Consider the following 19331-nt stretch of genomic DNA (forward strand, 5'->3'; position numbering starts at 1 on the left):
GAAACGTCCGGACGCTTCGCGCGGACCACGGTCGCCGCCGGTCCGGGGTGATCGGGGGTGGACGGCCGGCGCGGTGAGGCGGACGCTGCTCGTACGGCCCCGCGCCGCAATCCGGGGGCCGGCCGTACCACCCATCGCACATCCGAGGAGGAAGCATGCCCGCGACACCCCATGCCGAGCACGTTGGCAGCCTCCTGCGCCCGCCCGAGCTGCTGCGGGCAAGGCAGGCGCGCGAGAGCGGCGAGCTGAGCGCGCAGGAGCTGGCCGAGCTGGCGGACGAGGCCGCGCTGGCCGCGATAGAGCTGCAGCGCCAGGCCGGGATCGAGGTGTTCACCGACGGGGAGATGCGGCGGCAGACCTGGCTGGCGGGTCTGCTGGAGTCGCTGGGCGGCGTGTCGCCCGTGCCGCTGCCGTCCACCGAGTGGTGGCGCGGCGACGGCGAGCCGGTCCCGCCGGAGGAGACCTCGTGGGACATGGTGGTGGCCACCGGCAAGCTCACCCAGAAGACGAACCTGACCGCCGTCGAGGCCGCCTTCCTGGCCCGGCACGCCCCCGGCCCCTACAAGATCACCATGGTGAGCTGCTCGATGGGCAGCCTGCTGTGGCGTCCCGACCTCAGCGCCGCCACCTACCCCAGCCCCGCCGACCTGCTGCGCGACCTGGTCGAGCTGCGGATCGAGGAGATCAGGGGCCTGATCGCGCAGGGCGTGCGGTGGATCCAGCTCGACTCGCTGGCCTACGACTTCGTCATCGACGCGGGCTTCCGCGCCCGCGTGCTCGGGCCGGACGCGCCGGACGGCAAGGCGCTCCTGGACGCGGCCGTCGCCGTCGACGCCGAGCAGGTGCGCGCCGCCAAGGCGCTGGACCCGGGCGTCACCGTCGCGCTGCACCTGTGCAGGGGCAACAACCGCAGCGCCTGGTCGGCCAAGGGCGGCTACGACCCGGTGGCGGAGCGGCTGTTCGGCGAGGTGCCGGTGGATCGGTTCCTGCTGGAGTACGACACGGAGCGGGCGGGCGGGTTCGAGCCGCTGCGGTTCGTTCCCGAGGGGACGGCCGTGGTGCTGGGGCTGGTGTCCTCCAAGGTGCCCGTGCTGGAGTCGCAGGACGAGCTGCGGCGGCGCATCGACGAGGCGGCCAAGTTCGTGCCGATGGAGAACCTGGCGATCAGCCCGCAGTGCGGGTTCGCCTCCACCGTCAGAGGCAATCTGCTCACCGTGGACGAGGAACGGCGCAAGCTGGAGCTGGTGGTGGAGACGGCTCGGATGGTCTGGGGCTGAGCCGGGGTCGCGTCGGGCATCACCGGCGGCACACGTCGCGGAACGGCAGGCCGGGCACGTGCGCCGCCCACTCCTGGCGGGTGAGCGAGCGGGCCGCCTGGGCGCAGGCGGTGGTGGTTGGGTCGGTGGCGAGGGTGGTGGTGTCCCACCTCCAGACGGCGTAGGCGTCGCCGGTCACCTGCACGAGATCGGCGGCGGCGGCGACCAGCGTCCTGCCGTCGGCCGTGAACGCCAGCGCCCGCACCTCGCCGCCGTGCCCGGCCAGCGGCGGTCCGAGCGGCTGTCCCGTGGCGGTGTCCCACAGCCTGACCGTGCGGTCCTGCCCGGCGGTGGCGAGGTACGCGCCGCCAGGGGCGAAGGCCACGGCGTGGACGCGCCCGGTGTGACCGGTGAGGGGTGCGCCATGCGGGCGGCCAAGGGCCCCGTCATGCGCGTCGGGCGGGCGATCCGTCGCCGCGTCTCGCGCATCGGGCGGGCCGTCCGTGGCCGCGTACCCCGCATCGGGCGGGCCGTCCGTGGCCACGCTCCGCGCGTCGGGCGGCCCTGTGGTCACGTTCCAGAGCCGGGCCGTCTGGTCCTCGCTGGCCGTCACCAGCAGCCCGCCACCCGGCGCGAAGGCCACCGCGGTGACCGGCAGGCTGTGGGCGCGCAGCAGGCCGAGCCGCCTGCCCGTGGCCGTCTCCACCAGCAGCACGGTGCCGTCCGATGCCCCGGCGGCGAGCACGGCGCCCGTGGCGGAGAAGGCCGCCGCGGTGATCCGCCCCGACTGCCCGGCAGCGGGCTCGCCCCTGGCCCGGCCCTCGGGCAGCGTCCAGACCTGCACCTCGGCGTCCGGCACGGTGGCGGCCTCCTGCACGGCGGTGGCGAGCAAGCGACCGTCCGGGCTGTAGGCGAGGGGACGGCCGCGCACGGTCGAGGGGCCGCCGAGCACGGCGGTGGCGAGCCCGTGCCCCGCGTCGTCGCGGCCGGAGGCGGCCACGGAGCGGCCGTCGCGGCTGACCGCCACCCCGTCCACGAGGTCGTCGGGCCGGATGCGCAGCCGTTCGCCGCGCCAGCGGGCCGCGCGCACGTCCCACGACCAGAGGCTGCCGAAGCCGGGCCGGGTGCCGTCGTACGGCTGGACCACGAGCCGGCCCGCGTCGGCGCTGAGCACGGCCTGCGTGTCGTCGGAGCGGTCGTACCAGCGCTCGGGAACCGGCCGGTCGGCGGGAACCGCGCCGCCGCCGCCATCGCCGCCGCCAGTGCCGTCGCCAGTCTCGGTTCCGGGGAGGGTGAGCGGGTGGCGGGTGGCGCGCGGGATCCGCCATAGGCGGACGGTGGCGTCGGCGCCCGCGCTGGCGAGCAGCCCCCCGCCCGGGCCGAAGGCGACGGCGTTGACGGCGTGGGTGTGCCCGGTCAGCGGCTCGCCCAGCGGCCTGCGCCCCCGCACGTCCCACAGCCTGACCGTGTGGTCCTGGCCGGCGGTGGCCAGGACGCGGCCGTCCGGGCTGAAGACCGCCGAGGTGATCAGCCCCGTGTGGCCGGTGAGCGGGCGGCCGGCGGGGCGGCGGGTGGTGACGTCCCAGAGCTGGATCTGCTCGCTGCCCGTGGTCCCGGCCAGCAGCCCGCCGCCGGGGCTGAACGCGAGCGCGGCCACCTCCTCGCGGGGCTCGGGCGTGAGGCTGCCGGCGGGCGGTTCGAGCGGGTCGCCGGTCAGCATGCCGGACGCGGCCTCGAACGTCCTGATCGGCCCGCCCGGGTAGGCGGCGGCGATGAGCGTGCCGTCGGGGCTGAACGCGACGGGCCCTGGAGCGCCTTCGAGCGAGCGCAGGGCGGCGACCTGCGTGCCGGTGCCGGCGTCCCACAGCCGGGAGGCGCCGCCTGAGCCGCCGGTGGTGGCGAGGAGGTTCCCGTCGGGGCTGAACGCGGCCCACTGCCTGGCCCAGGCCGCGCCGCCGCCGCCGGTCCAGCCCTGGCGGGTGGCGGTGTCCCAGACGCGTACGCCGCCGTCGGCGCCCGCGACGGCCAGGCGATCGCCGTCGGGGCTGTAGGCCACGGCCATGCCGTCGGCCTGCCCCTCCCCCGTCGGCCAGGGGACGGGGGCGAGCCTGGCCACGTCCCACAGGCGCAGCGGCGCGGCCCGGCCGGCGGCGGCGAGGGTGGCGCCGTCGGGGCTGAAGGCGACCGCGTGCACCTCGCCCGGGAAGCCGCGCAGCACCGCGAGCTGCGGCCGGGCCACCGCCGCCCGGACGGCCGACCGCGTCTCGGCGGACTGCGGGGCGACCCTGGTCGCGGCCACGGCGAGCAGCCTTGCGGTCTGGGGGTCGGTGGTGGCCAGGACCTGGCTCTGGGCGACGAGTGCGCGAGCCAGGGCCAGGTCGCGCTGGGCGAGGGCGCGGTCCCGTTCCGCGCCCGCCCGCACGTTCGTGACGGTCAGCACGGCAACGGCGGCCACGAGCACTGCCACCAGGGCGATCGCGGCGGGTCTGGCCGATGAGCGCAGCCGGTCGAGCACCGCGGACCTCCACGAACGACAGGGGGCACCCGTCACGCTAGACCGGCGGCGGCCCGCCCGCCCTCACCACGGACGTCTCGGTTCCGTTCTCAACGGAAGGCGCCACAGGTCCTGCCACGCCACCCCATCCGGAACGGTCATTCCTCCTGGCGGGCCGCGCGGCGGGCGGCGTCGATGGCTTCGGCGGGCGCCGAGGAGGCGGGCCTGGTCAGGATGCGCCGCACGACCTCCACCGGCAGCTTGAAGTCGCGCCCCGCGGTCAGCAGCCCGTTGGTCTCCTGCTCGGTGTCGGTGAGCTGAGTCCAGCAGAACCCGGCCAGCTCAGGGCTGTCCAGCACCGCGTCCACGAACTGCCGGAACTCCTCGGCCAGCTCCCCGGTGCCGGCCACGGCGGCGTACCCGTGCCAGGCCTCCCCCGCCTCCGGCCGCAGGCTGAGCCCGCCGATCTCGGACAGCACGACCGGCTGCCCCCGCCTGACCGGGTCGCCGAGCAGGGCGACCCTGCGGGCGGGCGGCCGATCGCCGAGGACGCGGGCGACCGCGTCCCTGGAGGCGTAGCGTTCGCGGATGGACGCGCCGGTCGGCGCGTAGTCGTGCAGGCCCCAGATGTCGCTCTCGGTGTGCTCCCACCCGTCGTTGGAGATCACCGGCCGGGTGCCGTCGAGCGCCTTGGTCAGGTGATAGAGCGCGGCGGTGGCGTGCCGCTGCTCCGGCACGTCGGCGGCGTGCCAGACGCCCCAGCTCTCGTTGAACGGCACCCACGTCACCACGCACGGGTGGCTGCGGTCGCGGGCGACGACCTCGAGCCATTCGCGGGTGAGCCGCTCGACGGTTCTGGGCGCGTACTCGTAGGCGCTGGGCATTTCGCTCCACACCATCAGCCCGAGCCTGTCGCACCAGGCGAGGAAGCGTGGGTCCTCGACCTTCTGGTGGACGCGCACGCCGTTGAACCCCAGCTCCTTGACCAGCTCCACCTCCCTGCGCAGCGCGCCGGCGGGCGCGGCGAGGTGCGAGTCGGGCCAGTAGTTCTGGGCCAGGACCAGTCGCAGGAAGCGGGGCTGGCCGTTGAGCAGGAAGCGGCCGTCGCGGACGCCGGTGCTGCGCAGCGCCGTGTACGAGGTGACCGCGTCGATCGTGCGGCCGTCGCGCAGCAGCTCGACGCGGGCGTCCAGCAGGGTGGGGCGTTCGGGCGTCCACAGCAGCCGCGCCTGTTCGAGCTGGTGCCTGGCGGCCGGGATCGCGATCGTCCAGCGGCCGTCGCGGCGGCCGGTGCGGCAGGTCTGGTCGGCGAGGACCTCCTCCCCCAGGGTGAGGACGACGTGCACGTCCACGTCCGGCTCGGGCGCGCGGGACAGCTCGACCTCGACGGTGACGGCGGCGCCGGGCACATCGGGCGTCCAGTGCAGGCCCCGCACGTGCAGATCGGGCACGACCTCGGCCCACACCGGCTGCCAGATGCCGGTGGTGCGGTGGTACCAGACGTCGTGCGGCTCGGCCCGCCAGTCCTGCTTGCCGCGCGGCTGGGTGGCGTCGTCGCACTCGTCCTCCGCGCGGACCACGACGACCTGCTCGGCGCCGGGCACGAGCGCGTCGGTGACGTCGAAGGAGAACGGGGTGTGCCCGCCTTCGTGGCCGCCCACGTGCACGCCGTTGACCCAGACGCGGGCGCGGTAGTCCACGGCGCCGAAGTGCAGCAGCAGCCGCTCACCCGGGCCGGGCGCCCGGTCGGGGCGCAGCGTGCGGCGGTACCACACGACGGGGTGGGGGGCGGTGTCGCGCACGCCGGACAGCGCGCTCTCCGGCGGGTACGGAACGGTGATCGTGCGGGTGTACGGCGCGGGGTCGTCGTGCCAGCCCTCGGCCAGGCCGCGGTCCTCGTCGTCGGTGGCGAATCCCCAGGGTCCTGACAGGTCCTGCCAGTGCGGGCGCACCAGCAGCGGGCGGGGGTGGTCGGTCACAGTTCTCCTGATCTCAGGGGGTCTCAGAGGGACAGCACGGTCACCGAGTGCGGGGCGACGTCCCACCCGCCGCCGTCCGAGGCGACGTCGCCCAGGTCGCGTACGGCGATCGTGCCGGGCGCGGCGAGCGTGTTGACCGCGTCCAGGGCGGGGACGTCGGCGCCCAGGGTGCGGATCCTGGCGGTGGCGGGCGTGCCGGCCTGGGAGCCGTCGAGCACGACCCGCAGCCGCACGGCCGCGTCGCGGTGCCGGTTGACGACGGCGATCCGCAGCGTGCCGTCGTCGGCGCGGGTGGCCGACACGTCCACGTACGGGACGGTCATCGGCGCGGTGAGCAGCCGGCCGTCGGGCCCCCGGTTGTCGCCGAGCGTGACGGAGGCCGTCCTGGCGGGTCCCGTCACCTCGCAGGGCAGCACGATGCGTCCTGTGTGGTGCCGGTACAGGTGCCAGACGTGGTAGATGGCCGAGCGCAGCGCGCCGCCGGGGCGGGCGACGACCAGGCCGTTGGCGTTGACCAGGTTGACCGGGTTGGCCATGGAGACGGGCGAGGGCAGCCCGGCGGTGCGGTGGATGGCGTGGAAGACGCCGGCGCAGAAGAGCGCGTCGCCGACCGTCCTGGGGCTCCACCGGTTGACCCGCACCTTGAGCGGGTCGTGCACCGGGGCGGTGTCGCGCGGGGCGACGCCGCCGTCGTCGCCGGGCTGCGGCTGCGGCCACTCCTCGGGTTCGAGGTGCCGCATCGTCCACTCGTCCAGGGCGAGCGCGGGCGGCCGGTCCAGGCCCGCCTCCGCGGCCAGGGCGGTGACGAGCTGGGAGTAGGTGTGCAGCTCCCGCTCGAAGTAGAGGGACTGGGCGACGACGGCGTCGTAGTCGTCGCCGGTCCACAGGTGGGTGCTCGCCCCGTACAGGTGCAGGGAGAGGTGGTCGAGCAGCGAGCCGGCCCGCTGGAGCAGCGGGCGGGTCCACTCCTCCTGCCGCCACGGGATGCCGACGCCGACGAGCTTGACGTCCGGGTCGACCAGCCGCATGAACAGGGCGTGCTCGCGGGCGGCGGCGGCGTACTCCTCGGCCGTGCGGTGCCCCATCTGCCAGGGGCCGTAGACCTCGTTGCCGACGCCCCAGTAACGCACGTTCCACGGCTCGGCCCTGCCGTTCCGCGCGCGGCGGGCGGTCAGGGTGGTGTCTTGGGCGGAGTTGGTGTATTCGATCCAGCGCACCGCCTCGTCCACGTCCCTGGCCGAGTGCACCAGGTACGGCTCCGCGCCGACCGCCTCGCACCAGGCGAGGAACTCGTCCGTGCCGAACCGGTTGCTCTCGCGCCCGCCCCACGCCGGCTCCAGGCGGCTGGGGCGGTCGTCGCGCGGGCCGATGCCGTCCTCCCAGTGGTAGGCGGAGGTGAAGTTGCCGCCCGGCCACCGGATCGGGCCGGGGCCCAGCTCGCGCACCAGCTCCAGGACGTCGGCGCGCACGCCGCGCAGCAGGCCGGGCTCGTCGACGGACAGGGGCGAGCCCTCGTCGAACACCCCGCCCTCGATGTTGCCGAAGAACGCCGACTCCAGGAAGTGCCCGTAGACGTCGTCGTCGATGCGGCCGACCGGCCGGCGGGTGTCGATGGTGACGAGCGCTTCCCGCATGCCGGTGGGCTCCGTTCCTGTCATCGCTGCACCGCTCCCGTTTCTGTCATTGCTTCACCGCTCCCGCGAGGCTGTCGACGAACTTGCGCTGGAGCGCCACGAACACGGCGATCACCGGGATCAGCGAGATCACCGCGGCGGCGGCCATGCCCGACCAGTCGGTGCCCCGCTCGCCCACGAAGACGGTCATGCCGACGGCCAGCGTGCGCAGGTCGGGCTCGCTGAGCGTGAACACCAGGGGCAGCAGGTAGACGTTCCAGGCGAACAGGTAGGTGAGGATCACCACGGTGGCGGTGATCGGCCAGGCCAGCGGCAGCATCACCCGGAAGAAGACCGTGAAGGGTCCCGCGCCGTCGAGCCGCGCCGTCTCCTCCAGCTCCTTGGGCAGCCGCCGGAAGTAGCCCGCGTACAGCAGGGTCGAGGCGATCTGGCCGCCCGCGCCCAGCCCGAGTATCACGCCGGCGTGCGTGTTGAGCAGCCTGAGCTGGTCGGTGAGCTGCGTGATCGGGATGATCGTGTAGCCCTCGGGGAGGAAGAAGGTGACCAGGAACAGGCCGATGAGGAACTTCCTGCCGATGAAGTCGTAGCGGCCGAGCACGTACCCGGCCAGAGCGCTGCGCACGACCACCAGCAGCACCGTGCCGACCGTGATGACCAGCGTGTTGACGAAGTAGCCGGCGAAGCCGACCTCGCTCCAGGCGCGCGCGTAGTTCTCCCAGACGGGCTGCTCGGGCAGCAGACCGAGGCCGCTGCCGAAGATCTCCGAGGACGTCTTCAGCGACGCCGACACCAGCCAGACGAACGGGTACACCCACAGCCCGCCCAGCACCAGCAGCACGACGAACGTCACCACCTGCCGCACGCTCGGACGGCGCAGCCGCGAGGTCACGGTTCTCCTTTCCTGCCGCGCGCCCGCAGGACGCAGCAGCGGCGTCACGGCTCCCCCCTCCGGCCGCGCGCCCACCGCATGCCCAGCGCCTGGGCGACCGCGAGCACCATGGTCAGCACCCCGAACAGCACGGCGGCGGCGGAGGCGTAGCCGAGCTGCGGGACGGTGGCCTGGAAGGCCGTACGGAAGATGAAGATCTCGATCACCTCGGACGAGAAGGACGGCCCGCCGCCGGTCAGGGTCTGCATCAGGTCGAAGACGTTGAACGCGGCCACGGTGTCGATCAGCGTGATGATCACCAGGAACGGCACCAGCAGCGGCATCGTCACGTGCCGGAACTCCGCCCACGCCCCGGCGCCGTCGATCATCGCGGCCTCGTGCACGCCGCGCGGGATCGTCTGCAGCGCGGCCAGCCAGTAGATCAGCGTGATGCCGAGCCACTTCCACACCCACACGGCGATGCCCGCGTACAGGGAGGTGCCGGCGTTGGCGGCGAAGTTCTGCGGCGAGTCGATCAGCCCGGACCACACCAGCGACAGGCTGAGCGGGCCGCTCGCGTCGAGCAGCAGGGTGAACACGACGCCCACGATCGCGCCCGTGGTGACCACGGGCAGGAAGAACAGGGTGCGGAAGAAGCCCTTGAACGGCGTCTTGCGCGCGTTCAGCACCAGCGCCAGCAGGAGCGCCAGGCCGACCCGCAGCGGGACGGCGATGACGAGGAACACCAGCGAGTTCCAGAACGCGTTCCAGAACAGGTCGTCGCCGATGAGCCGCTCGAAGTTCTCGAACCCGACGAATGTCCCCGTGCTGGCGAAGCCGGGCCAGTCGAGGAGGGCGTACCACCAGGAGGCCAGCAGCGGGTAGACGGTGTAGGCGCCGTAGCCGAGGACGGTCGGCAGCAGGAACAGGTAGATCCACCAGTCCTGGCGCAGGCGCCGCGCCCGTCCGCCGGGCGGGGGCGGGGAGGTGGTCGTGGTCATCTCAGCGCCCGGCGTAGTCCTGCTGGCCATAGTCCTTCTCGCGGTCCCAGTTGGCGAACACCCACGCCTTCTCGTCCACCTCGACGCCCTTCTCCTCGCGCACGGCCTTCAGCGCGCGCTCGCGCTCCGCGCTGATCTGGTCGTTGAAGCGGCGGAGCTGGCCGCCGACGTCGGTGGAGGCGCCGGTCAGCACCGACTGGACGATGTCGCCCAGGTTGGGGTGGACGTCGCGCATCTCGGCCAGCACCTGCCAGACGCCGGGGTTGCCCACCTCGGGCACGGGGCCGATCTTCACGTCGTCCTGGAAGTTGGCGACGCACTTCCTGTACGCGTCGTGCACCTTGGCGTCCTGGATGACCTCGGCGGCCAGCGCGGGCGGCTGGTCCATCGCCTCGGCCAGCCTGGTCTGGAACTCCTTGGTGGTCATCTGGAGCATCAGCTCGGCGGCGGTCCTGGCCTGCTTGGACTGGCTGGACACCCAGAACGTGCCGGACGAGGGCGGGCTGTAGACGAAGTTCCTGGTGGTCTCCGGGCAGGGGATGTGCCAGGTGCCGACGCCGCGCTCGACCGCCTCCGGCTCGTCCACCAGCAGGCCGCCGATGAACCAGGCGCCCCACAGGTAGATGCCGGCCTGGCCGGCGGCCCAGCGGGCGCGGGCGTCGCGCGCGCCCATCGAGGCCGAGGCGGGGTGCACGACCTTGTCCTTCTGGAGGCTGACGAGGAACTCGATGGCGTCGATGTAGGGCTGGGTGTCGTAGACGTAGGCGCCGGTCGCCCAGTCGATGTTGCCGGGGCCGGGCGCGCCGGCGGTCATGGCCAGCCGCTCGACCAGCGTGCGCAGGTACTCCGGCTCCTTGCTCGGCAGCACCAGCCCGGCGGCGCCGCCGTCGTTGCCGGTGGCGACCTTGCGGGCGATCTCGCGGAGCTTGTCCCAGGTGCCCGGCTCCTCCTCGGGGTCCACGCCCGCCTGCTTGAGCATCGCGGTGTTGAACCACGGCACGGCCTCGTGCCAGCGGCCGGAGAACGGCGGGAAGGAGTAGATCTCGCCGTTGAAGCGGTGGATGCCGTCGTAGACGTACTCGCCGATCGGGCTGCCCGCGAAGTCGGCGAGCTTGCCGATCGGCTGGAACCAGCCCTCGCTCACCAGGGCGGCGGGCGAGACCGTGCCGAGGCCCGCCAGTGAGTGCACGTCGGGCATCTGGTTGCTGCGCCTGCCGACCTGGAGCGCCTGGCCGAGGTCGGGGGCGTCCATCTGGCGGCGCTCGACGGTGACGCCCGCGTGCGACTGCGTGAACGGGGTGAACAGGGCGTCCTGGAACATCTTCGTGAGCGGCCGGAACTGGTCCCACCACTGCAGGGCGCCGCCTGCGCTCGCGCTCTTCTGGGCCAGTTGGCCGCCGCCGGTGCAGGCGGCCAGCGCCGCGGCCAGGACGGCGGCGCCCGCGCCGCCGAACAGGCGGCGGCGGGTGAGATCGCTCGGGCTCTGAGCGCCCGTGATTGCGAAGATCCGGTGGTGATGCCGCCTCATGGCGACTCCTCTATGTCTGTGTGTACGACTCGGTCACCGACCTGGTCCGCTCTCCCCGGCCAGCCAGGGATCCCCCGGAGCGGATCTATGTTTGCGCTAACTTAGGCTGCGGGCCTATCAGCGTCAAGAACGTGTTCGTGAAGGGCCGCCACCGATGTAGCCTGTCGGCGTTCCACCTCGCGGCAGCCACGCAACGCGCTGCCCTGATGAAGGGAGACGGCCGGGCGTGGTGCGACCACCGGGGACGAGGGCGTCCGGAGGCCCGTCGATGGCGGACGTCGCCAAGCTCGCCGGAGTCTCCGGCCAGACCGTGTCGCGGGTGGTCAACGGCAACGACCGGGTGACCTCCGAGACGCGGCTCAGGGTCGAGGCGGCCATGCAGCAGCTCGGCTACCGCGCCAACATCGCCGCCAGGGCGCTGGCCACCGGCCGGTTCGGGACGATCGGCGTGGTCACGTTCAACCTCAGCGCCGTGCTGAACGTGCGCATCGTCGAGGCGGTCGTGACCGGCGCGCAGGCGCGCGGCTACTCCGTCAGCGTGGCCATCGTCGACGGGCCCACCGAGAAGGAGGTGCGCGCCGCCGTGCGCGGGCTCACCGACCGCGCGGTGGACGGCGTGATCGTGGTCGAGGCCCGCGTCCTCGACACCCCGCACCTGCGGCTGCCCGAGGAGGTGCCGCTGGTCATCGCCGACAGCAGGGCGGCGCACAAGCACCCCACATTCGGCATGGACGAGGCCGCCGGCGCCCGCGCGGCCGTGGACCACCTGCTCGGCCTGGGGCACGCCACCGTGCACCACGTGGCGGGCCCGGCCGGCTCCAACCCGGCGCAGCGGCGGCGGGCCGCCTGGCAGCGGCAGCTCAAGCGCTCAGGGCGCGCGGTGCCGCCGCCCGTCGCCGGCGACTGGTCGCCCCGCTCGGGGTACGAGGCCGCGCTGCGGCTGCTCGCCGACGACGACGCCACCGCCGTGTTCGCCGCCAACGACCAGATGGCCGTGGGCGTGCTGCGGGCGGCGGCCGAGCTGGGGCGCCGGGTGCCGGACGACCTGAGCGTCGTCGGGTTCGACGACCTGGACTTCGCGCCGTACCTGACGCCGCCGCTGACCACCGTCCGGCAGGATCTGGAGACGGTCGGACGGCGCTGCGTCGAGCACCTCATCGCCCGCGTCGAAGGCCCGCCAGGAGCGGCCTCAGCCCAGCCCAGCAGCCGTTTCGTCCGCCCCGAGCTGATCGTCCGAGGCTCCACCGCCCCTCCTCCCTGACCCCTCACCACGGCGGGACGGCCATTGACAGGCCGATCAAGTTAGCGCAAACATGAATCCGCGCCGATGACGATCTCCCCAAACCCGTCAGAGAGCAGGCACCTTGCTTCGTCGACTGTCGCTCGTCGCGCTGACCGCGGTCCTCGCCACGGTCTCGCCCCTCACTCACGCCGCCACCGCCACCGCTTCGGAGGGCAAGCCCGTGAACCGCCCGATGCCCGCCGCTTCAGAGGGCAAGCCCGTGAACCCACCGCTGCCCGCCGCTCACGGCGCCCTCGGCGCGAACTTCAACCAGAACCTCGACGCCCTCGACTACCGCGAACTACGCGAGTCCGGCACCCGCTGGGTGCGCGGCTTCTACCCGATGCCCGCCACCGACCAGGGCGACCCCGCCGGGCACTTCGCCATCAGCACCATCACCGACGCGGGCCGGCGCGGCTACGACACCATCCTCAGCCTCAAATGGCCCTACAACACGGCCTCCTTCCCGCAGCCCGGCAGCGCCGCCATGGCCGCCGAACTCGCCCGCCTGGACCGCGTCCTGCCCGCCGTTCTGAACAAGGTGGACATCCTCGCCATCGGCAACGAGCCGTTCATCGAGAGCCTGCCCGCCGAACGCGACGAACGCCTCAACGTCTTCTACGAGACCGTCGCCCGGCACGTCATCGCCTACCGCCGCGAACACTGCGGCCCCGGCTGCCGCACCACCCTCTACATGGGCGCACTCAACCGCCTCGACCTCGCCGACCGCCGCACCCCAGCGGCCGAACGCTGGATGACCTTCGTCCGCGAGACGCCCGAGATCCAGGGCGTCGACATCCACCCGCACATCCCCGCGCCCGGCAACGCGCAGGCGTTCCTCGACTACATCCTGCCTCGGATGCGAGCCGACCAGACCTACCTCGTGACCGAGTTCTCGCTGGTGTGGTACTGGAAGCAGCACCTCCAGGACCCGGTGTCCGCGTCGTTCGCCTCGCGGTACGGCTTCGCCCCGGACACCCGGGTGTGGGAGGTGATCAAGGCCGCCATCGACTCGCCGTTCAGCCGCAAGCAGTGGTCCGACTTTCTGACCAGCAGCACTTGGTTCGTGGAGCAGGCGGGCTTCTTGCGGGAGCAGATGGCTCTTTATCGGGGGACGGGGCGGTTGGCGGTGGCCACGTATGGGTTCAAGCAGGATGACCTGATGGTGCAGAACTTCGGGCCGGGTAAGGATCCGTGGCTGCTCAACAGCGTGTTCGCGCCGTACACGGTCAAGGGGCGGGGGGATGGGCTGTCGGCGCCGAACTACTGGCTGAAGGACTTCAAGGCACTGCAGCACTGATTACGGCGACCGGCACCGCGACGACGCGACGGCACGGTGTGACAGCGCGGCAAGCGACAGCGCGACGAGTGGCAGCGCGACGAGTGGCAGCGCGGCGAGCGACAGCGCGACAGCGCCACGTCGCGGCAGGCGGCAGCACGGCGGCGCAGCAGCACGGCGGCGCAGCGGGCGGGCGGCATGGCGGGCGGGCGACGACACGACAGTGCGGCGGCACGGCAGCACAGCGGCGCGACGAGCGACAGCGCGACGAACTGGCGGCAACACGACAGTGCGACAGCGCAGCGGCACGGCGACGCATCGGGCGGCAGCACGACAGCGCGGCAGCGCGACGACGCGACGGCACGGCAGCGCCACGGAGTGACAGCGCGGCAAGCGACACCGCAGCAGCACGGCAGCACAACGGGCAGGCGGCATGAGGGCGGCGGGCGGCGACGCAGCGGCACGGCGACGCAGCGGGCAGCAGCGCAGCGGGCAGCAGCACGGCAGCGCGACGGCACAGCACCGCGGCGCGACGGCACGACAGCGCAGCAGCACGGCGACGCGACGGCTGGCGACAGCACGGCGGCCGTAGGGCGGCGACATGGCAGCACAGCGGCGCAGCGGCGCGACGGGTCGGCTGTTGCTATGACGGCACGTCGGCGGTGTCGAAGCGGGTCAGTGCCTTCCTGCCGTCCGTCACCACCACGACGGAGTCCTCCTTCCCCGTCACGAACACCAGCTCATCATCCCCATCCCCGTCATAGTCCCCCGCCGCCAACGGCACCCCCTCCGCCACCCCGGCCACGGCCGCACCGGCGCGAAGCCCACCCGCCGCACCCCAGAACACCTTCGGAGCAGTGGCCGCACCCCCGAAGGCGAGGTCGTCGCGCCCGTCACCGTCAAAGTCACCAGCGACGGCGGCACCCGACGTGCCCTTGAACGCCGCCTGCCGCCCGTTCCCGTAGTAGACGGTCAGTGTCCGGTCCACTGACGGCGGCTCGGTCTCGTAGCCGGGTTCGTTGTTGCGGCTCCCGTCGTCGCCGACCGCCACGTCCCTGGCCCCGTCCCCGTCGAAGTCGCCGAACGCGGCGGCCATGCCCGGGTTGAGCTTCCTGCCCGTCCGGGCGAGACCGCCGGGCCCGGCGGCGAGCAGGAGGCCGCTGGTCTGCTCGCCGTCGTCGGCCTGGTGCACGATCAGGGCGGTGGCGCGGCGGCCGTCGATCTCGTCGGCGGTCATCCGCCAGAAGTCCCGGCCGGTGGGCGACGGCTGGACGCCGCTTCGGGCCGCGGCACCGTCCCTGGTGAAGGGGCCGTACAGGACGGTCAGGTCCGCGGCGAGCCCGCCCGACTTGGGCGGGGTGGCCATGGCCATGTCGGCGGCGCCGTCCCCGTCGAAGTCGCCCGCGACGGCGCGGTAGCTGGCGGCCCCTGAGGTCGCGGGCAGCCGGACGGGGGTGGGGGACGCCGTCGCGGCGATGCCGTCCGGGCCGCCCCAGAGAACGTGCGGGCCCTGCGGCTGATCGGGCGGCCCGCCGTAACCGAGGACGTCCCCGAATCCGTCGCCGTCGAGGTCGGCCCTGGTGCCGCCGCCGATCAGCCACGAGGTGAACGTGTCAGGCGGCACGACCGCGCCCTTCGACGGGGCGAGTCCTTGCGGGGAACCGTGGACGACGCCGAGGCGCCTGCGGTCGGCGGGGCCGAACTCCGCCACCAGGTCGGCGTACCCGTCCCCGTTGACGTCGTCGGCCTTCCCGCTCGCAGGCCTGGTGGAGCCCGGCGTCGCACCGGAGCCGGTGGATGCCGGGGAGCCGGTAGGTGTCACGGCTCCTGGCGGCGCACTGGACCCGGGCGGCGTGCTCGATCCGGGCGACGCGCTCGACCCGGATGGCGCGCTTGATCCGAGCGGCTCGTCGCCGGGGCCGGTCTGCGAGGCGGTGGAGCCGGGGCGTGGCGACGCCGCCGAGCCACCCGCCCCCGGGTCGCCCCCGCAGCCCGCCACCATGAGGGCGGCCACCAGCAAGATCATCGCCTTTCGCGGCACAGCCAGACAGCTTAGGACAGCACGACCCACGTTTCCTCATCTGCCCAGGAGCCCCATCCTCATGTGGCGTTAAGAATGGTCGCTTAGCGTGTGCGGCTGTGCTGGTGCAAGAGGTCGTGGAAACGGAACGGCGGAGCCGCCCCCGCCGGGTGTGGCGCAGGCGGCTGGCCGTGGCGATGGCGGTGCTGTTCGCGGCGGGCACCGCGGTGCGGCTCGGCGGGCTGGAGTCGGGCATCTTCCTTGTCCCGCTGGTCTCGTTCACACCGTACTTCGCCCTCGCCGCGCTGGTGATGCTGGCGATCGCGGCCCTCCTGCGCAGCCGGGCCGCGACGGCGATCATGCTGGCCGTGTGCGTGTCCCTGGCCTGGGTCGTGCTGCCACGGGCACTCGGCGGCAGCGCCGACGCACCCGCGCCCGCATCCGGCGACGCGTCTGGCACCGGCACCGGCACCACCTCGGGCGCTGACACCGGCACCTCATCCGACACCGCATCTGGCATCGGCACCTCATCCGGCACTGCATCCGGCGCTGGCACCGCATCCGATGCTGGCACCTCATCCGGCACCGCATCCGATGCTGGCACCTCATCAGGCACCGGCACTGCGTCTGCGTCCTCGTCCGCCGGTGGCCGGACGTTGCGGGTGCTGACGGCCAACCTGAACGGCGGGCGCGGCGACGCGACGGTGATCGTCGACCTGGTCCGCAGACTGAACGTGGACGTGCTGAGCATCCAGGAGCTGACGTACTCGGCGCGTGACCGATTGTCGGCCGCCGGGCTGGCGACGCTGCTGCCGTACCACGTAGGCAGGGCCGACTACCGCGGCCCGGAGGGCAGCGGCGTGTACTCGCGCTACCCGATGACCGAGCGCACGGGCCTGTTCCAGCCGGTCGGGCACCACATGCCGGTGGTCGAGGTGGCGCTGCCCGGCGGGTCGGCCGTGGAGGTGGTGGTCGTGCACCCGGTCGCGCCCGTGCCCTCGACGGTGCCGGAGTGGGAGGCCGGGATCGCGACCCTGCCGCCGGCGCCGTCCTCGGGGCCGCCCAGGATCCTGGCGGGCGACTTCAACGCCACCCTCGACCACGCGGTCTTCCGTCGCCTGCTGGACACCGGCTACACGGACGCGGCGGCCTCCACCGGTCAGGGGCTGACGCCGACGTGGCCGCACGGGCGTTCGCTGCCGCCGCTGGTGGCCATCGACCACGTGCTGACGGACGGGCGGGGCTCGGCGGCGGCGACGCGGGTGTTCGACGTGCCGGGGTCCGATCACCGCGCGCTGTTCGCGGATCTCCGCATCCAGGGCTGACCCCCCACCTCCCCAGATCCAACGCTGACCCGCCACCTCTTCCCCGCCACTTCTCCCGGTCCAGCGCCGACCACCCGCCTCACCCTGCCCGCCTCACCCTGCCACCTCGCCCTACCCACCTCGTCCCGGCCGCCTCTCCCGGTCCAGCGCTGACCGCCGCCACACCGTGACCGCCCCCATCTCGCCGCCCGCCCTGGCCATCTCGCCTCCCCGCCTCGCCCTACCCGCCCCTCATCCCGGGCCGCCGCTCCCGGTCCAGCGCCGACCCGCCGTCTCGCCTCGGCCTTCTCACACCGGCCGCCTCTCCCCCGCCCGCGCGTACGGCATCGTGGGTGAAAAGCGGTCAAGAAACCGAAAAAGAATGCGGCGATGTCCCGTTTGTTCCGACCATGACGCGAATATGAGACTCCTGCAAAAAGTTGTTTAAGCAGGACGGGGAATTTATCGTCTACGTGCCGGCCGGCACTTTCAGACCGAGGCCGGAGGTGGGCGGGAATTGTCGGTTTTGTTTCGTATGGGGGTTGCGCGAAGAATCGCGGCCGGGGTGGTCATCGCATGGGTGGCCGTCGCCGTCGCGGCCGTGCTCGCGAGCGGCCCGCTGGACGACGTCCGCGTCACCAGCGGCAGCTCCATGCTGGCCAGGGGCGCCGAGTCGGCACGCGTTCTCGACCTGCTGGCCAAGCAGTCCGGCCGGGTGGTGCCCGCCCTCGTCGTCTACGAACGCCCCGGCCTGCTCCAGCGCGCCGACATCAGGGCGGCCCGGCAGGACCTGCGGCAGTTCGCGAGCGTGCCCGACGTGATCGGCATGGCGTCCGCGCCCGTGCCCAGCGCCGACGGGCGCGCGCTGCAGGTGACCGTGCTGCTGTCCGGCAAGCCGGGCGTGCTCGTCAGCCCGCTGGTCGAACGGCTGCGCCAGATCGCCACCGAGGGCAGTCCCGCCGGGCTGATCAGCCATGTGAGCGGCGCGGGCGGCGCCGCGGCCGACTACGTCGACTCCTTCCGCCGCGTCGACGGCACGCTCCTGGCGCTGAGCCTGGCCGTGGTGCTCCTGGTGCTGCTCGCCGTCTACCGCAGCCCGGTCCTGTGGGTGATCCCCATGCTGGCCGTGGTGGTGGCCTACCTGTGCTCCGCCGCGGCGATCTACGCGCTGGCCCGCTCGGGGCTGATGACGTTGCGGGCCGCGACGCCCGAGGTGTTCACCGTGCTGGTGTTCGGCGTGGCCACCGACTACGCGCTGCTGCTCGTCGCCCGCTACCGCGAGCGGCTGCGCGCGACGGCCGACGAGGCGGCGGCGCTGAAGGACGCGCTGTCGGGCGGGATCCGCACGGTCATCGCCTCCGCGCTCACCGTGGCGGGCGGCGTCGGCTGCCTGGTGGTGGCCGACACGCACGCGCTGCGCTCCATCGGCGCGGCGGCCGCGGTCGGCATCCTCATCACCACGGCCGTGATGGTCACGCTGCTGCCCGCGCTGATGCTGCTGGGCGGGCGGCGCGCGTTCTGGCCGAGCACGCCGCGTCCAGGGGAGGTGGCGCGCGACGGCCTGTGGCGCGGCGTCGCGGGCTTCGTCGGCCAGCGGCCCCGCCTGGCCTGGGCGGGCTCCGCCCTGCTGCTGACCATGCTCTGCATGGGGCTGACCACGCTCGACACCTCGGGCATCCCGCCGTCGTCGCTGTTCACGATGCGCACCGACTCCGTGGCGGGCTACGACGCGCTGCGGCGGCACTATCCGGCCAGCGCGCCCGTCGTCGTCCTGGCCAGGCAGGACAAGAGCGCCGCCGTGGAGCGGGTGGTGCACGAGGCGGAGGGCGTGGTGGCGATGCGCCCTGGCCCGCCCGCCCCGTGGCGTACGTTCGACGTGGTGCTCGCCGCCGAGCCGAACACGCCGGACGCCCAGCGCCTGGTGGAGGACCTGCGCGGCGCGGTGCGCGCCGCGGCGGGCGGCGCGGCCCTGGTGGGCGGGTTCACCACCGAGCTGCTCGACGTGCAGAAGGCGGTCCTCGACGACGCGTTCCTCGTCGTGCCGCTGATCCTGCTGGTCGTCGGGCTGATCCTGGTCGTCCTGCTGCGCTCGCTGGTGGCGCCGCTGCTGCTGATAAGCACGGTGGTGCTGTCGTTCGCGGCCACGCTGGGGTTGTGTTCGGCGCTGTTCACGCAGTTCCTGGGCTATCCGGTGGTGGACGCGTCCTTCGCCCTGTACGCGTTCGTCTTCCTGATGGCCTTCGGCATCGACTACAACATCTTCCTGATGGCCCGCGTCCGCGAGGAGGCCGTCCGCCTGGACACCCGTGAGGCGACCCTGCACGCCCTGCGCGCCACCGGCGGGGTCATCACCGCTGCCGGGGTGGTGCTGGCGGCGGCGTTCTTCGTGCTGACGGTGCTGCCGCTGGTGCCGGTCGTGCAGCTCGGCCTGCTGGTGGCGATCGGGGTCGTCATCGACACCGTGGTCGTACGGTCGTTCCTCGTTCCGGCGCTCGCCCACCACATGGGCCGGCGGATCTGGTGGCCCGCGCGTGCCACTTCCTGACCTCTCACCCGAGGAGGCGCTCAGCCGCCCCCGCGGGATCGACGCGGAAATTCGGCACGCCCCTGTCGCTGGCACGGATTTCCGTGGCGGCTTTTTCGAGCGGGCATATGGCCGCGGAGTCAAATTCCGCCCCGCAGAATG

At 73.3% G+C, this 19331-nt stretch carries 12 protein-coding genes; 5 read left to right on the forward strand and 7 right to left on the reverse strand.

All coding sequences use genetic code 11. The annotated features are described in order from the left end of the window. Positions 1–155: 155 nt before the first annotated feature. Positions 156–1277 carry a cobalamin-independent methionine synthase II family protein gene (locus ABD331_RS39080; protein ID WP_344486907.1) on the forward strand — a complete coding sequence of 374 codons (1122 nt, stop codon included), beginning with the start codon at positions 156–158 and terminating at the stop codon, positions 1275–1277. A gap of 19 nt (positions 1278–1296) precedes the next feature. On the opposite strand, the gene ABD331_RS39085 is transcribed toward ABD331_RS39080, so the two are convergent. From ABD331_RS39085 to ABD331_RS39110, 6 genes are all read right to left on the reverse strand, one after another. Continuing rightward, positions 1297–3771, reverse strand: a complete 2475-nt coding sequence (locus tag ABD331_RS39085; protein WP_344486910.1) for a WD40 repeat domain-containing protein — start codon at positions 3769–3771, stop codon at positions 1297–1299. Between the two features lie 137 nt (positions 3772–3908). Continuing rightward, positions 3909–5729 carry a glycoside hydrolase family 2 protein gene (locus tag ABD331_RS39090; RefSeq protein WP_344486913.1) on the reverse strand — a complete coding sequence of 607 codons (1821 nt, stop codon included), beginning with the start codon at positions 5727–5729 and terminating at the stop codon, positions 3909–3911. A 23-nt stretch (positions 5730–5752) separates the two neighbouring features. Further along, complete coding sequence (locus ABD331_RS39095; RefSeq protein ID WP_344486916.1) at positions 5753–7387, reverse strand: alpha-L-arabinofuranosidase C-terminal domain-containing protein; 1635 nt, start codon at positions 7385–7387, stop codon at positions 5753–5755. 22 nt (positions 7388–7409) lie between these two features. Further along, on the reverse strand, positions 7410–8252 hold the full coding sequence (locus ABD331_RS39100; protein WP_344486919.1) for a carbohydrate ABC transporter permease: 843 nt from the start codon (positions 8250–8252) through the stop codon (positions 7410–7412). Between the two features lie 44 nt (positions 8253–8296). Beyond that, a complete protein-coding gene (locus ABD331_RS39105; protein WP_344486922.1) occupies positions 8297–9232 on the reverse strand; it encodes a carbohydrate ABC transporter permease in 936 nt (311 codons plus the stop codon). A 1-nt stretch (position 9233) separates the two neighbouring features. Beyond that, on the reverse strand, positions 9234–10760 hold the full coding sequence (locus ABD331_RS39110) for an ABC transporter substrate-binding protein (RefSeq protein ID WP_344486925.1): 1527 nt from the start codon (positions 10758–10760) through the stop codon (positions 9234–9236). 226 nt (positions 10761–10986) lie between these two features. Between ABD331_RS39110 and ABD331_RS39115 the strand changes: the two genes are divergently transcribed. Both ABD331_RS39115 and ABD331_RS39120 read left to right on the forward strand, forming a co-directional pair. Next, positions 10987–12021 (forward strand): LacI family DNA-binding transcriptional regulator, encoded by a 1035-nt coding sequence (locus tag ABD331_RS39115; protein ID WP_344486927.1) that lies wholly within the window; start codon positions 10987–10989, stop codon positions 12019–12021. Between the two features lie 103 nt (positions 12022–12124). Next, on the forward strand, positions 12125–13342 hold the full coding sequence (locus tag ABD331_RS39120) for a hypothetical protein (RefSeq protein ID WP_344486929.1): 1218 nt from the start codon (positions 12125–12127) through the stop codon (positions 13340–13342). Positions 13343–13964: 622 nt separating this feature from the next. Here ABD331_RS39120 and ABD331_RS39125 read toward each other — a convergent pair. Further along, positions 13965–15362, reverse strand: coding sequence for an FG-GAP repeat domain-containing protein (locus ABD331_RS39125; RefSeq protein WP_344486931.1), 1398 nt, complete (start codon positions 15360–15362; stop codon positions 13965–13967). A 98-nt stretch (positions 15363–15460) separates the two neighbouring features. On the opposite strand from ABD331_RS39125, the gene ABD331_RS39130 reads away from it, so the two are divergent. Further along, positions 15461–16666 (forward strand): endonuclease/exonuclease/phosphatase family protein, encoded by a 1206-nt coding sequence (locus tag ABD331_RS39130; RefSeq protein WP_344486933.1) that lies wholly within the window; start codon positions 15461–15463, stop codon positions 16664–16666. 544 nt (positions 16667–17210) lie between these two features. Further along, a complete protein-coding gene (locus ABD331_RS39135) occupies positions 17211–19190 on the forward strand; it encodes an MMPL family transporter (protein WP_344486935.1) in 1980 nt (659 codons plus the stop codon). Positions 19191–19331: the final 141 nt, after the last annotated feature.

The organism is Nonomuraea monospora, from assembly GCF_039531895.1.
Classification (GTDB): Bacteria; Actinomycetota; Actinomycetes; order Streptosporangiales; family Streptosporangiaceae; genus Nonomuraea; species Nonomuraea monospora.

What these genes read in the sequence shown, in the direction of transcription:
- ABD331_RS39080 (WP_344486907.1), top strand. Translation starts at nt 156, where the DNA reads ATGCCCGCGACACCCCATGCCGAGCACGTTGGCAGCCTCCTGCGCCCG.
- ABD331_RS39095 (WP_344486916.1), bottom strand. Translation starts at nt 7,387, where the DNA reads ATGACAGGAACGGAGCCCACCGGCATGCGGGAAGCGCTCGTCACCATC.
- ABD331_RS39105 (WP_344486922.1), bottom strand. Translation starts at nt 9,232, where the DNA reads ATGACCACGACCACCTCCCCGCCCCCGCCCGGCGGACGGGCGCGGCGC.
- ABD331_RS39110 (WP_344486925.1), bottom strand. Translation starts at nt 10,760, where the DNA reads ATGAGGCGGCATCACCACCGGATCTTCGCAATCACGGGCGCTCAGAGC.